General features: G+C 63.7%; 13 protein-coding genes and 1 tRNA gene. 6 read left to right on the top strand and 8 right to left on the bottom strand.

Translation table 11 applies throughout. From position 1 onward, the window contains the following. Nucleotides 1-2: 2 nt before the first annotated feature. Complete coding sequence (gene oxc, locus QFZ42_RS00985) at nucleotides 3-1832, bottom strand: oxalyl-CoA decarboxylase (protein ID WP_307699155.1); 1830 nt, start codon at nucleotides 1830-1832, stop codon at nucleotides 3-5. A 156-nt stretch (nucleotides 1833-1988) separates the two neighbouring features. Between oxc and QFZ42_RS00980 the strand changes: the two genes are divergently transcribed. Further along, nucleotides 1989-2597: a Crp/Fnr family transcriptional regulator gene (locus QFZ42_RS00980; RefSeq protein ID WP_307699154.1), complete on the top strand. Its 609-nt coding sequence runs from the start codon at nucleotides 1989-1991 to the stop codon at nucleotides 2595-2597. Between the two features lie 13 nt (nucleotides 2598-2610). Here the strand turns inward: QFZ42_RS00980 and QFZ42_RS00975 are convergent, their stop codons facing one another. From QFZ42_RS00975 to QFZ42_RS00960, 4 genes are all read right to left on the bottom strand, one after another. Beyond that, on the bottom strand, nucleotides 2611-3447 hold the full coding sequence (locus tag QFZ42_RS00975; RefSeq protein ID WP_307699153.1) for a cytidylate kinase family protein: 837 nt from the start codon (nucleotides 3445-3447) through the stop codon (nucleotides 2611-2613). A gap of 15 nt (nucleotides 3448-3462) precedes the next feature. Beyond that, nucleotides 3463-4992 (bottom strand): tripartite tricarboxylate transporter permease, encoded by a 1530-nt coding sequence (locus QFZ42_RS00970; protein WP_307699152.1) that lies wholly within the window; start codon nucleotides 4990-4992, stop codon nucleotides 3463-3465. A gap of 21 nt (nucleotides 4993-5013) precedes the next feature. Next, a complete protein-coding gene (locus QFZ42_RS00965; RefSeq protein ID WP_307699151.1) occupies nucleotides 5014-5535 on the bottom strand; it encodes a tripartite tricarboxylate transporter TctB family protein in 522 nt (173 codons plus the stop codon). A gap of 125 nt (nucleotides 5536-5660) precedes the next feature. Next, the gene (locus tag QFZ42_RS00960) at nucleotides 5661-6686 is read right to left on the bottom strand and encodes a Bug family tripartite tricarboxylate transporter substrate binding protein (protein ID WP_307699150.1); all 1026 of its coding nucleotides are present in this window, start codon (nucleotides 6684-6686) and stop codon (nucleotides 5661-5663) included. A gap of 286 nt (nucleotides 6687-6972) precedes the next feature. Here QFZ42_RS00960 and QFZ42_RS00955 point away from each other — a divergent pair, with 286 nt between their 5' ends. The 5 genes from QFZ42_RS00955 (at nucleotide 6973) to QFZ42_RS00935 (ending at nucleotide 10669) form a co-directional block, all read left to right on the top strand. Continuing rightward, the gene (locus QFZ42_RS00955; protein WP_307699149.1) at nucleotides 6973-7212 is read left to right on the top strand and encodes a hypothetical protein; all 240 of its coding nucleotides are present in this window, start codon (nucleotides 6973-6975) and stop codon (nucleotides 7210-7212) included. Nucleotides 7213-7275: 63 nt separating this feature from the next. Further along, nucleotides 7276-7350: transfer RNA gene (locus tag QFZ42_RS00950), tRNA-Arg, on the top strand. 174 nt (nucleotides 7351-7524) lie between these two features. Beyond that, nucleotides 7525-8754: a tyrosine-type recombinase/integrase gene (locus QFZ42_RS00945; protein ID WP_307699148.1), complete on the top strand. Its 1230-nt coding sequence runs from the start codon at nucleotides 7525-7527 to the stop codon at nucleotides 8752-8754. 236 nt (nucleotides 8755-8990) lie between these two features. After that, the gene (locus QFZ42_RS00940; RefSeq protein ID WP_307704138.1) at nucleotides 8991-9890 is read left to right on the top strand and encodes an HNH endonuclease; all 900 of its coding nucleotides are present in this window, start codon (nucleotides 8991-8993) and stop codon (nucleotides 9888-9890) included. A 44-nt stretch (nucleotides 9891-9934) separates the two neighbouring features. Continuing rightward, entirely contained in the window at nucleotides 9935-10669 is a 735-nt protein-coding gene (locus tag QFZ42_RS00935; protein WP_307699147.1) for a hypothetical protein, read from the top strand. A gap of 118 nt (nucleotides 10670-10787) precedes the next feature. On the opposite strand, the gene tnpC is transcribed toward QFZ42_RS00935, so the two are convergent. Genes tnpC through tnpA form a run of 3 tightly spaced genes read right to left on the bottom strand, consistent with a single transcriptional unit; the run spans nucleotide 10788 to nucleotide 13168 of the window. Beyond that, nucleotides 10788-12374: an IS66 family transposase gene (tnpC, locus tag QFZ42_RS00930; protein ID WP_307699146.1), complete on the bottom strand. Its 1587-nt coding sequence runs from the start codon at nucleotides 12372-12374 to the stop codon at nucleotides 10788-10790. A gap of 24 nt (nucleotides 12375-12398) precedes the next feature. Further along, complete coding sequence (gene tnpB, locus QFZ42_RS00925) at nucleotides 12399-12749, bottom strand: IS66 family insertion sequence element accessory protein TnpB (RefSeq protein WP_307699145.1); 351 nt, start codon at nucleotides 12747-12749, stop codon at nucleotides 12399-12401. After that, a complete protein-coding gene (gene tnpA / locus QFZ42_RS00920; RefSeq protein ID WP_307699144.1) occupies nucleotides 12725-13168 on the bottom strand; it encodes an IS66-like element accessory protein TnpA in 444 nt (147 codons plus the stop codon). The genes tnpB and tnpA overlap by 25 nt, the downstream gene beginning before the upstream one ends. Between the last annotated feature and the right edge of the window lie 552 nt (nucleotides 13169-13720).

Here is a 13720-nt window from a genome sequence, read left to right as displayed (position 1 = left end):
ATTTACTTCTTCTTCGCCGTGCTCGGATTGAGGCTGGTGATCCGGCCGCTTTCCGTTCCGGCGGTCTCGTCGATGACGGCATTGATGAGGGTCGGCCGGCGCGAAGCCACGGCTTCGGCCAGTGCCGCCTGCAATTCATCCGCGGTGGTCGCGTTGACGCCCACGCCGCCGAAGGCCTCCATCAGCTTGTCGTAGCGCGCGTTCTTCACGAACACGGTGGGCGCCACGTCGGGCGTGCCGCTCGCGTTCACGTCGGTGCCGCGGTAGACGCCGTTGTTGTTGAACACGATGATGCAGATCGGCAGGTTGTAGCGGCAGATGGTTTCCACCTCCATGCCGCTGAAGCCGAAGGCGCTGTCGCCCTCGATGGCGATCACCGGCTTGTCGGTGACCACCGCGGCCGCCACGGCAAAGCCCATGCCGATGCCCATGATTCCCCAGGTGCCCACGTCGAGGCGCTTGCGCGGCTCGTACATGTCGACGATGCTGCGCGCGAAGTCGAGCGTGTTGGCGCCTTCGTTCACCACGATGGCGTCGGGCCGTGCCTTCACCTGGTCGCGGATCACGCTCAGCGCGCTGTGAAAGTTCATCGGCGACGGGCGTGCGGCCAGCGTCACGGCCATCTTCGAGAGGTTCTTGTCCTTGCGCTCGGCAATGGCGCCGGTCCATTCGGCCGGCGGCTTGACCCACTTGGCATCGACGCCCGCGAGCAGCGCCGCCACGCAGGAGCCGATGTCGCCGATCACCGGCGCGGCAATGGCCACGTTGCTGTCGATCTCGGTCGGCGCGATGTCGATCTGGATGAACTGCTTGGCGCCCTTCTCCTGGCCCCAGGTCTTGCCCTTGCCGTGCGAGAGCAGCCAGTTCAGGCGCGCGCCGACCAGCATCACCACGTCGGCTTCCTGCAGCACGTACGAGCGCGCGGCCGCGGCCGATTGCGCATGCGTGTCGGGCAACAGGCCCTTCGCCATCGACATCGGCAGGTAGGGAATGCCGGTCTTCTCGATCAATGCGCGAATGTCGGCGTCGGCCTGCGCGTAGGCTGCGCCCTTGCCGAGCAGGATCAGCGGCTTCTTCGCGCCCTTAAGCAGGTCGAGTGCGCGATTGACTGCGTCAGGCGCCGGAATCTGGCGCGGTGCCGGATCGACCACCTTGATCAGCGACCGGCGGCCGGCTTCGGCGTCCATCGTCTGCGCGAACAGCTTGGCCGGCAGGTCGAGGTACACGCCGCCCGGGCGGCCCGACAGCGCCGAGCGAATGGCACGTGCAATGCCCACGCCGATGTCTTCGGCATGCAGCACGCGGAAGGCGGCCTTGCACAGCGGCTTGGCGATCGCGAGCTGGTCCATCTCTTCGTAGTCGCCCTGCTGCAGGTCGACGATCTCGCGCTCGCTCGAGCCGCTGATGAGAATCATCGGGAAGCAGTTGGTGGTGGCATTGGCCAGCGCGGTGAGGCCGTTCAGGAAGCCTGGCGCCGACACCGTGAGGCAGATGCCCGGCTTCTGCGTGAGAAAGCCGGCGGCGGCCGCGGCGTTGCCCGCATGCTGCTCGTGGCGGAACGAGATGACGCGCAGGCCCTCTGCCTGGGCCATGCGCGTCAGGTCGGTGATGGGGATGCCCGGCAGGCCGAAGATCGTGTCGATGTCGTTCAGCTTCAGCGCATCGATGACCAGGTGGAAACCGTCGATCGTCGCGTCCTGCGCCGATGCCGCCTCCTCCGTGGGTTGCTTGAGTGCGAGCACGACCGCGTCGCCGTCTGCAGCCCTGTTCTTGGGCTTGAGGGCGTCGTCCAGGGTGGTGGATGCCTCTTTGTCCGTTCTTACTGAAGACATGTCTCTCCTTCTTGCTTGGGTGAATGGCCGAGGCCCGAGCCGGGACTATGATTCGGGGGCATGCTTTCAGGCGTTGACCTCGGTCAACTTTCCGGAAAACGGCACCGGCCAGACGAACCAGATGTTGTTGTTGCGAATTCGAGCAAGACGGGACCCATGACGTTGTTGGAAAACCACCCGGAGAAAAACATCATTCGCGCGCAGCTCCGGCAGAACATCCTTCTCAAGGACCTGAGCGAGAGCGAACGCGCCGAACTGGAAACCCATCTCGTCATCGTGGACGGCAACAAGGGCGACTTTCTGCTGCACCAGGGCGTGCGCGAGATGGAGCAGTACTTCATCCTCGACGGCATCCTCAAGCGGGTGGTGAGCAACCCCGAGGGCAAGGAAATGATCCTTCGCTTCGCCGATGCGCACGACATGGAAACCAGCTACGCGGCGCTGCGGCTGGGCACGCCCACGCCCTACGGCATCGTGTGCGTCACCAAGGCCCGGGTGGCCAGCCTGCCGCTGAAGGAGTGGATCGCGTTCTTGAACCGCCACCCCGACACCAAGGAGCTGTTCGAGTACTGCGTGATGCGCGGCATGAGCGAAATCATGGCGCACACGATCACGCTGCACTTGCTCGACGCGCCGGGCCGCGTGCACCGGTTCATGCGCAAGCACCCCGAGCTGGAAGACCGCATCCCCAGCAAGGAGCTCGCGTCGTACCTCAATCTCTCCGCGGAAACCCTGAGCCGGCTCCGAAAACGCGGAAAGATCTAGGCAGGCGCCGTACTCAAGTTTGCTTCGACGAGGCGAAGCGGCGCGGTACGCTCATCAGGCGCAGCGCGTTGTCGACGCCGCTCACGCCGTCGACCCTGGAGGCTACGGCCTCCGTGAGAGCGCGCTCCTCCGCGTTCAGCACGATGCCGCGCAGCGTGACCTTGCCCTGGTCGGCCTCGACGGTCACGCGGATGTCGCCGGTTGCCTCGTTGTCCTTCAGCGCCGACTTCACCCGCGCCGCGAGCGCCATGTTGGCCAGGAGCGCGCGAGAGGCGGGTGTCTCCGCGAACTCCGGACGTTCCACCAGCGCGCGGATCTGCGCCACGCAGCTGTCCACCGAGAGGCGGTCGGTGTTGAGCACCAGGTCGTAGAGCACCGGGTCGCCCCAGGTCACGCCGAACTGCGCATGCATGCGCGCCGCGTGCGCGTCGTCGCTGCGCCGGATCTCGGCTTCGGCGAACTCGGCATCGTCGGTCTCCAGGTGCGTCATCAGCCATTCGACGCGCTTTTTCATCGAGCGCGTGATGCGCACGCACACCACGTGCGGCACCGGCCGCAGCAGGCAGGTCGCGCCCCAGCCGCGCAGCACCACGTTGCCGCGGTCGGCCAGCGCGAAGAGCTCCTCGGCCGTGTAGAGCGCAAGGCTGCGCTTGTCGGCCGTGAGCCGCTCGACGAAACCGGCCTTGCCGTCGCGCAGGCGGCCGATGAAACTGGTCGGCACCTGCATGCGGTCGGCCACGCGCTCGATCGTCTCGTGCCGCATGAGCTCGAGGCCGAGCTGCTCGGCGAGGCGCTGCGACACGTCCTTCGCAAGGGAACCCATCTCCTGGGTGAGTGCAATCACTGGCATGTTGTCGTTCTCCGCTCAGTCCACCGGCCGTTCGACGGCAAACTCGTCGTGCTTCTTCGGCTTGACGAGCGCCAGCGCCTTGGAAATCAGCGGCCAGAACAGCAGCACCAGCGCCAGCGTGGTGATGCCGCCGACCAGCGGGTTCGAGAACATGATCATCACGTCGCCCTGCGAGACCAGCATGGCCTGGCGGAACGAGTCTTCGGCCTTGTCCCCGAGCACCAGCGCCAGCACCAGCGGCGCGAGCGGAAAGTCGAGCTTCTTGAACAGGTAGCCCACCACGCCGAAGCCGAGCATGAACCAGATGTCGAGCATCGCGTTGTGCACCGTGTAGGCGCCGATGGCGCAGATCACGATGATCACCGGCGCGATGATCGAGAACGGGATGCGCAGGATCGAAGCGAACAGCGGCACCGTGCTCAGCACGACGATGAGGCCGACGATGTTGCCCAGGTACATGCTGGCGATCAGGCCCCAGACGAAGTCCTTCTGCTCGACGAACAGCAGCGGTCCGGGCTGCAGGCCCCAGATCAGCAGGCCGCCCAGCAGCACCGCGGCGGTGGGAGAACCCGGAATGCCGAGCGCCAGCATCGGCAGCAGCGCGCTGGTGCCGGCCGCGTGCGCCGCGGTTTCGGGCGCCACGACGCCTTCCATCTGGCCGGTGCCGAACTTGGAACCGCGCTTCGACATCTTCTTGGCGAGGCCGTAGGCCATGAACGAAGCCGGCGTGGCGCCGCCGGGCGTGATGCCCATCCAGATACCGATCAGCGAACTGCGCAGCGAGGTCACCCAGTACTGCGGCAGTTGCTTCCAGGTCTGCAGCACCACCTTGGGATCGATCTTCGCTGTCTTGCCCGAGAACTTCAGGCCCTCTTCCATCGACAGCAGGATTTCGCCGATGCCGAACAGGCCGATGACCGCGATCAGGAAGTCGAAGCCGCGCATCAGTTCGGACTGGCCGAACGTGAGCCGCAACTGGCCGGTGACCGTGTCCATGCCCACGCTGGCCAATGCGAAGCCGAGCGCCATCGAGGCCAGGATCTTGAACGGAGACCCCTTGCCCATGCCCACGAAGCTGCAGAAGGTCAGCAGGTACACCGCAAAGAATTCGGGAGAGCCGAATTTCAGCGCGAACTTGGCCACCAGCGGCGCAAGGAAGGTGATCATGATCACCGCCAGCAGCGCGCCGACGAACGACGAGGTGAAGGCCGTGGTCAGCGCGGCGCCCGCGTTGCCCTGCTGCGCCATCGGGTAGCCGTCGAAGGTGGTGGCCACCGACCAGGGCTCGCCCGGGATGTTGAACAGAATGGAGGTGATGGCCCCGCCGAACAGCGCCCCCCAGTAGATGCACGACAGCATGATGATCGCCGAGGTGGGCGACATCGTGAACGTGAGGGGCAGCAGAATGGCCACGCCATTGGCGCCGCCCAAACCGGGGAGCACGCCAATCAGTACCCCCAGGATGATGCCGACGAACATCAAACCGATGTTCATGGGCGTGAGGATCACCGAGAAGCCCTGCATCAGGGCACTGATTTCTTCCATTTCGCGTTTGCTCCGTGAGATTCAGTAGCCGAGAAAACGAAGGGGGTCGAGTGCGCCTTTGAACAGCGGCACCTTGAACCACACCTCGAACATGAAGAAGAAAACCGTGTTCACCGCCAGCGCCGCGATGACGCTCTTCACCCACGAGTACTTGCCCAGGAACACCATGAACAGCGCGATGTAGATCGCCGAAGCCACGTACAGGCCGAGCAAGGAAATTGCGAGCACATACACGCTGGCCGGCAGCAGAACCGACAGCACGCGTTTCAGCTGCACCGAGTCGACGAAGACCTCGGTCTTCTTGTCCTTGCCCAGCAAAGCCTGGTACAGGATGCCGGCACCTGAAATTGTGATGATCACGCCGATGTAGAAGGGGAAGTACCCCGCACCGGGGCCGTCGCTGGTCCAGCCGGAGCCCAGCCTCTGGCTCTCGTAGATCACCACCAGCCCTATCACCACCAGGACCAGCGCAACCACCGCTTCGACCAGGTTGGTCGCTACGCCCCTGCGCGGCGCGCCATCGGAAATCTCGTCGTGCTCCATGGAGTCCTCATCGTTCGTGTCTATGTGCCGTGAAAGAAAACGAGAGCGCAGCGCTCCGCCCGCCCGCCGCCCATCCGGGCCGCAGCCTGTTCAGGCATGAAGCAGCGCTGCAGGGCGCTCGATGGCTATTTGCTGCTCGCCAGGAAACCCGCTTCGCTCATCAGCGTGCGGTGCGTGGCTTCCGCTTCGGTAAGCCACTTGGTGAAGGGGTCGCCCGTCATGAACGTCGGGTTGAACGCGCCCTTCTCCATGTATTCCTTCCAGTCCGGCGTGGCCGCGATCTTGGTCAGCAGGTCGACGTAGAACGCACGCTGTTCGGGCGTGACGCCGGGGGGCATGAAGATGCCGCGCAGCATGGTGTACTTGGTCGGGACGCCGGCTTCCTTGCAGGTGGGAATGTCGTTCCACGACTGCGTCTCGGTGACCTTGGCCTTGAACGGCATGCGCTCGTCGTCGAACACGCACAGCGCGCGCAGCTTGCCCGCGCGCCACTGGGCCACGGCCTCGATCGGGTTGTTGACGGTGGAATTCACATGGCCGCCCACCAGCTGCACCGCCACCTCGCCGCCGCCCTTGAACGGTACGTAGATGAACTTGGTGCCGGTGGCTTTTTCGAGCGCCACCGTGATGATCTGATCTTCCTGCTTGGAGCCGGTGCCAGCCATCTTGAACTTGTTCGGGCCGGCTGCCTTGGCCGCTGCGACGTACTCCGAAGCGTTCTTGTACGGCTGCTCGGCGTTGGTCCACAGCACGAACTGGTCGAGCGCCAGCATCGCAACAGGCGTCATGTCTTTCCAGTTGAAAGGCACGCCCGTGGCCATCGGCGTGGTGAACAGGTTGGAGAGCGAGATGACGATCTTGTGCGGATCGCCCTTGGCTTCCTTGATCGCCAGGAAGCCCTCGGCGCCCGCGCCGCCCGACTTGTTGACCACGATCAGCGGCTCCTTCATCAGCTTGTACTTGATGACGATGCCCTGCAGCAGCCGGCCCATCTGGTCGGCGCCTCCGCCGGTCCCCGCGGGAATCACGAACTCCACCGGTTTGGTGGGCTCCCATGCGAAGGCTGGTGTCGCAACCGCGAGTGCCAACATGGCCGCGGTGAAGACTTTTGCCCGACAAGCGCGGGTGCGCGAAAAGAAGTTCTTCATCATGTTGTCTCCTGTGTAAGGTGCGCTCTTTTTTTAGTGGATCTGAGCCGAGATGCGAACAGGGCCGATGGTGCGCGCGGGAAGAACTTCGCTTGCTTGACCATGGTCAACTTTTCAAAGATTTTGTCTTGGGGTTAGCCCGCGCCGTGTGGTTGGACGAGCTGCGCGAGCAGGACGCGAGCGGCCCACTCCTGGTGCCTGCGGTGCCCATTTCTTGCGCTCCAGGGTGCATTCGGGTAAACCCTAGAATAGCGGGGTCATCCCACTCACCAGATCCAGGAGTTCCCTTATGTCCACCCTTGACCGGTCGTCCGGCGCGAGCACATTCGGCAGTGGCTTGGCTGGCGCGCTCAAGGCGCTTGCAGAAGAAGCAAGCGTGCTCGTTCAGGCGTTGCTGAGCCCAGGCAAGATCATCAGCGAGGTCGAAGAAATGCGTGCGCTGCAGACGCGCGCCAACCGCATCGAAGCGTCCGATCCGGCGCGTGCCGCGGTGCTGCGCTGGCACGCCTCGCGCATCGGCCTGCGCTGAGCACGGCCGCGCCACAGGGTCGTTAGAAGTGCGGTCGAACTGGTAAAGTGCGGGCCGTCCACCGTCTTCGTAGTTCAATGGATAGAACGGGGTCCTCCTAAGACTCAGATACAGGTTCGATTCCTGTCGAAGGCACCAAGGACCCGAATCACGGCGTCTCACCAAACATCAAAAACCCGCACGCTCCAAGGCGTAGCGGGTTTTTCTTTGCCTCGCGACGAGGCACCGCGTAGCATCCCATCGCACGGAAATACCGTTACTTTTGCCGGTATCCCGGAAATCCCCGTGACGAGATACCGTTAAGGAGTGGAGATGGCGCTGACAGACACGTTTGTTCGGCAGGTGAAGCCCACCGGGAAGGCCAACGGCGACAAATATGCCGACGGCGCCGGCATGTACCTTTTGGTGAAGACTGCCGGGAAATACTGGCGAATGGATTACACCTTCGCCGGCAAGCGGAAAACGCTAGCGCTGGGAACCTACCCAGAGGTCTCGCTGGCCAAAGCTCGGGATCGCCGCGCCGCCGCCCGCGAGCTGCTGGCAGACGGGACTGACCCGAGCGCGGCCAAGCGCGAAGAAAAGAGAGCTCGAGCCGACGCAGCGGCGAATACGTTCGAGGCGGTTGCGCGCGAGTGGCTAGGAAAGACTGCGGCCAAACGAGCCAGTGGAACGCAGCTCAAGGTCAAGACATGGCTCGAGAAGGACGTGTTCCCCTTCATTGGCAAGATGCCCATGTCCACCATCGGTCCGCGCGACATTCTGGAGCGAGTGGTCCGCAAGCTGGAAGCACGCGGCGCTATCGATACCGCCCACCGCGTCAAGCAGCTTTGCGGGCAGGTGTTTCGCTTCGCAGTGGTGTCAGGACTGGCAGAGAGGGACGTAACTGCCGATCTGAGCGAAGCCCTGGCCTCGAAAGCGACCAAGCACTTCGCCGCCATTACCGAACCCAAGCGAGTCGGAGACCTGATGCGCTCGATCCATGCCTATAGCGGCCACCCCACTACCGTTGCCGCGCTGAAGCTTTCCCCTCTGCTGTTTGTTCGGCCTGGCGAGTTGCGCACCGCGGAATGGGCTGAGATCGACCTGGACGCGGCCGAGTGGCGCATCGCCGGCCCGAAGATGAAAATGAAAGTCGATCACGTCGTGCCGCTGGCAACCCAAGCGGTGGAGATCCTGTGCAACCTCCACCCGATCACAGGGCATGGACGGTTTGTGTTTCCCAGCATACGGACAGGTGAACGCCCCATGAGCGAGAACACCATCAATGCCGCTCTGCGTGGGATGGGCTACAGCGCTGAAGTCCACACGGCCCACGGCTTTAGGGCAACCGCGCGGACGATCATGGATGAGGTGCTTGGCGAGCGCGTGGACTTCATCGAGCACCAGCTCGCCCACACAGTCAAGGATGCCAACGGTCGTGCGTACAACCGCACCGCACATCTCCCCGCGCGCCGAGAAATGATGCAGCGCTGGGCGGACTATCTGGACAAGCTGCGCATCGGTGCCGACGTGATTCCCTTGAAGCCGCGCCCGATGACATAACCCCAAGGCCGCGCGCTCCTGCCAAGCCAGCTAGATGAGTGCCACGACATCGCGCAGGTGCGCCGCAGTCTGGGGCAACCCGCGCTTTTCGAGCAGGGCGACCAACGCGATCGCGTCGTACCGCGGCCGGCCCAGCTCGCGCATTCGCTAAAGCCCGCGAGGCGCGCAGATTGTCTAGTGTTGGGCCACTTTGCGGGTAATCTCTCTACCACCAAGTAACTACACCGAGGTTCACCATCGACGTTCCATGGCCGGGCCCGCAATGCATTGTCTGCCTGGCGACCTCTGATCTCACGGTGGAGCACCTGATCCCCGAAGCCCTCGGCGGACGCCTGACTTCGCGCCTGCTGTGTCGCGCGTGCAATTCGCGGATCGGTCATCAGGCTGAGAGCCAAGCAGAGGCCGATCCGACGATTCGATCACTGGTTGCGAAACTGGCCCGTGCCATACCGAGGCTCGCTGGTCAGTTCGCCGAAGGGCAACGCTACGTGTCGACCGGGCCAGGCGGGGCATCGCCGGGGTATGTCAAAGGCGGTGAGTTCTTCGTCAGCTCAACAAAGCTCGATGACGGCTCATTGATCCAATCGACACCACAGGCCGTAAAGACCCTCCAGAAGTTGCTCGCCCGTGACAATCACGCTGCCGTCGACGTTGCGCAGGCATTGCGGCGGTTCGCGGACGCGCCAGAGAACACACGGCTCGAGATCACACCGGCGATCGAAGTCATCAAGTGGCGTATCGACGGGATTCAACCGGCGCTTGATGGACCGCTGCTCAACCTCCTCGTTCCCATCAAGTCAGCCTATGAGTTCCTGGCGCTGCACCTGAACACCGCAATTTGCGTGAACGCGCCGGGGCTGCGCGCGATCCGCGCCGCGCTCATGGGAGCGCCGATCGATCCTGTCCACGTCGTCGTTGACCGCCTGCAAGCGCCCGAGGCCAAGCCATTTCATGGCCTTCTCTTTGAAGGCAATCATCCCTACGCTACGGTCCAGGTACGCTACTTTGGGCAACTCGCGTTTAGAGTTCATTTCCGAACTCTGTCGGTTGACGGCCCGCAGTTCGTCTACACGCACGACTTGGCGACCAATTGCGAGGAAATTGCCACGTCGACTAACACGCTCGTGCCCACGTAGGGTTCGCGCCTCCAACTGTTTTTCCCGGCCTTGGAACCTCTGAAATGGCACTCTCGAAAGATGCGCGCGAGCGCCTCATCTTCGAACACTTCGCAAGGACTGCGGGCCTTCTGCCCGGAGGTACGTTCACCAGCCGGCCGGAACCGGAGCCGGACATCCTCTACTTGGCGGCGGACGGAACCAGTCAGGCATTCGAACTCGTCGAGATCATCGATCAGGACTACTCGGCTTCACTGGGCCAATCCTTCAACACGAAGGATGCCTGCAACGCGTATCTCGGCAGCCTGCAGGCGCCTGAAGCTGCCGCCTTGCGCTCGGCGTTCGGGGACGCCGACATCGCGCTGTCCTTTCGCGACAACATGAGCGGGCAACGCCGCAAGAATGCGCTTCCTGCCATCTTCAGACATCTGGCCGGCTTGCCAGATGGATTCACGGGTGATGTATTCCTAGGCGGCACCCTCCTGGAAACCGTCCTGAGCCACGTGCACGTTGGGCGTGGAGCCTTCGTCGGTCCGCTCTTCGATGCCACCTCCGTGACTTGGGTGGGCGACCCGTCTGTGGATGCCCTCAAAGGCAAGATGGGGAAGAGCTATATGCCGCAGGGACAGCCAAACCTTCTGGCCTACATCGACGGCAACCCAATGTTCCCCGACGATGTCTGGCTCGCCGATCTAGATGACTACCTTGCGACGCTTGATGATGGCTGTCAGTTTGCGAAGATCTTTGTCTACGACTGCGGAACGAGCATCGTCAAGCGAACCTGGCAGCGCTTACGATAACGCCCGAGCAAAACACGGCGCCATGAAAGAACAACGGACAATCGCAGTCACCGCTACGTAAGCCGTCAATAAACCACGCCCTTGCGCGTAGTGTCGGAACCGACGTGCGCGGGGTGGTCTACGGCGAGCCGATCTCGATGTTCCAGGGCAGCAGCGCCTCGTAGTCGTCGACCGTCTGTGCCAGTGGCAGCTTCTTGAACAAGGCGACGAGGTACCGATAGGGCTCGACCTTGTTGGCCTTGGCCGTTTCGATCAGCGAGTAGAGATTGGCGCTTGCATTGGCACCGCCGACGGTGTCGGCGAACAGCCAGCTGCGTCGCCCGACGACGAAGGGTCGGATCGCGTTCTCCACCGGATTGGAGTCCAGCGGCCAGGCTGCGTTGTCTAGGAACCGCACGAGCTTGGGCCACTGCCCATGCAGGTAGTGCAGCGCTTCGCCCAGCCAGCTCGACGGCGCAACGCTGTGCAGGTGCGTGAGCAGCAGTCGCTCGATCTCGCGCACAACCGCGGCGCTGTAGCGCGAGCGCATCCGCAGCCGGCGCGCGGGCGTCCAGTCCCTGGCCAAGGACTCGGCACGGTACAGCTTGCCAATCAGCCGCACGAACCGGGTCGCGAGCTGATCCGGCGAGCGAGCCGCCTTCGGGGTGGCTTCCTCGGCCTTGATGAACGGTCGGCGCGCGTGGACCCAGCACCCAAGGTGCGTGAGACCACCGGCCTTCGCGATGCCGTTGTAGACCTCGTAGCCATCAGTGATGAGCGTGGTGCCGGGGCGGATGCCGGCATACAGCTTCTCGGCGTGCACAGCGCCGCGTCCCGGCGCATAGGCGAACAATCGCACCGGTGGACCCGTGCCATTCATCTGCGCCCACATGAAGCTCTTCGTCTGTGCCTTGCGCCCAGGCTCCTTCAGTACCTGGACGTGGGTCTCGTCGCCGTAGATCAGGTCCGAGTCCAGCAAGTGGTCGCGCAGCAAGTTGATGACCGGCTGCACAGCCTGGCCGATGCGCACGATGCCCGACGCCAGCGTGTTGCTCGCGATGTCGCCACCGAAGCGGCGCAGCAAGACGGCCGTGCGGTACAGCGGCATGCCGAACTGGTACTTGCCGGTGATGACCCAGGCCTGGGCCTCTTCGGTGAGGAGGCCTCGCGGGATGATGCGCGCCGGCACCGGCGCGACCTTCAGGCTCTGATCGCAGCAGGGACAGGCGTACTTGATGCGGTGATGCTGCAGCACACGCACCTGCTCGGGGATGACGTCCATCTGCTCGCTGACCTCGGCGCCGATCTCGACCAATGCGTGGCCATCGTGAGCGCACACACGCTCGGACTCGGGCAGCTCGTGGCGCACGATGTCGCGCGGCAGCGCCGGATCCAGCGGCTTGCGTCCACGCTTCTTGCGCTGGTGACCGGCGACCGGCGTCGACTCCTCTTCGTCGATGTCTTCGACCTCGGCCTGCGGCGTCTGATCGGTGGGCGCGAGTGCTTCGGCCTCGTTGAGGAACAGGTCCTTCTGATCCGTGCCACGGGCTTCGCTCTTGGCGGCGAAGAGCTGGCGCTGCAGCGCCTTCAACCGCTCCAGTGCGAGGTCCCGCTCGGTGGTCGCTACCCGCAACGCGCCGGCCAGCGCGTCGCGCTCGGCGATGAGCGCGGCGAGTTCTTCAGCGGTGATGGTGGCAGGCGGCGGCACGCCAGCTTGGATCGACATGCCCCATCATTGTTCCGTCTAACCTCAAGCCACGCTGGAATAGCGCAGACGGGAGTGGCGTTGCACCACCGCGATGTCGATGCCCTCGAGCAACCAGTGCAGTTGCTCGGGGGTCAGCGTGGGAACCGCCTCGGCCGAGGGCCAGATGAACCTGTCCTTCTCCAGGCGCTTGAGCAACAGCCAGAAGCCGTTGCGTTCCCAGCCCAGGATCTTGACCCGGTCGCGCCGGCGGTTGCTGAACACGTAGGCGCACGAGGCGAACGGGTCCAGGCCCAGGGCCTGCTCCACCAGCACCGCCAAGCCGTTGATGCTCAGCCGGAAGTCCACCGGCTCGCGGTGCAGGTAGACCTTCAGCCTTTCGTCGAAGCGGAACACCGCAGCCTCCCGAGCGCCTCGATCACTTCGCCGACGTTGCGCAGCTCGACGCCGCGAATGTCGATCGCCACGCCATTGGGCAAGCGTGCCTGCACGTCCATCACGGCGACGATGTCGCCGCCGCTTCGGACCGCGATCGGCGACGCCGGCGGCACCGAGACCGCCACGAACGCCGCGGGCGCCGGCACCACGCTGGCAACGGCCTTGCGCGCACGAGCACCGTGGCCATGCTCGCGAAGCCAGCGTCCCACCTGGTTGGCATTGACGCCGCACTCGCGCGCCAGGCGCGACACCGAGGCGCCTGGCTGCAGGCACAGTGCCACCAGTTCGGACTTCGCCGCTTCGTCGTACACGCTGCGTCCATCGCTCTTGTGCCCCACCACCAGCCGGCGCTTGAGGTCTTCGAAATCGTCTGTCATCTACGTTCCCGCGTTCATCTACGTGGGAACGTAGGCTGTCAGGTCTCAGCCTGCTGCTCAAGGACGGGGTTCATTGACCGCATACGACAGATCGGCATGGCGGTAACTGGTGTGGGGTTCGAATTGCATGACAACTCCTTGAAGTTAGGTCGAGCCTTCAAGTAGCGGCTTGCGTACCGACGGTGAGTTTCTGACTTGAAGACCCCGGACAAAAGCAGAACCGGCACCGAAACCAGGGCAGCACTGCCATCCGGACTCACCCCGGCATAGCAGCCCAATCCAGCGGTCCTCCAAAAAGATCGTCCTCCGCGTGGATTTGCGCCGAGCGTGCAACGAAGCTCGACTTCGGACAACTGACAAATCTGCTAGACCCCGGGAAGTCGCACATCAACAACACCCCTCAGCGAATTGCGTACTTTCCAATTCAACTCATCGACCAAATCCTCTGCGCTATCGAGCTGTCGTTTGTCCGCGTGCGACCTTTCGGCTAATCTGAAACAAGTTGTACGGAATACGCTGCGCAGTGCGCACACCACCTGATTGGGTGATCGT

It is taken from the genome of Variovorax paradoxus (assembly GCF_030815855.1).
In the GTDB taxonomy this organism is placed as follows: Bacteria; Pseudomonadota; Gammaproteobacteria; order Burkholderiales; family Burkholderiaceae_C; genus Variovorax; species Variovorax paradoxus_M.
This window is presented reverse-complemented; position numbering and strand designations above follow the sequence as displayed.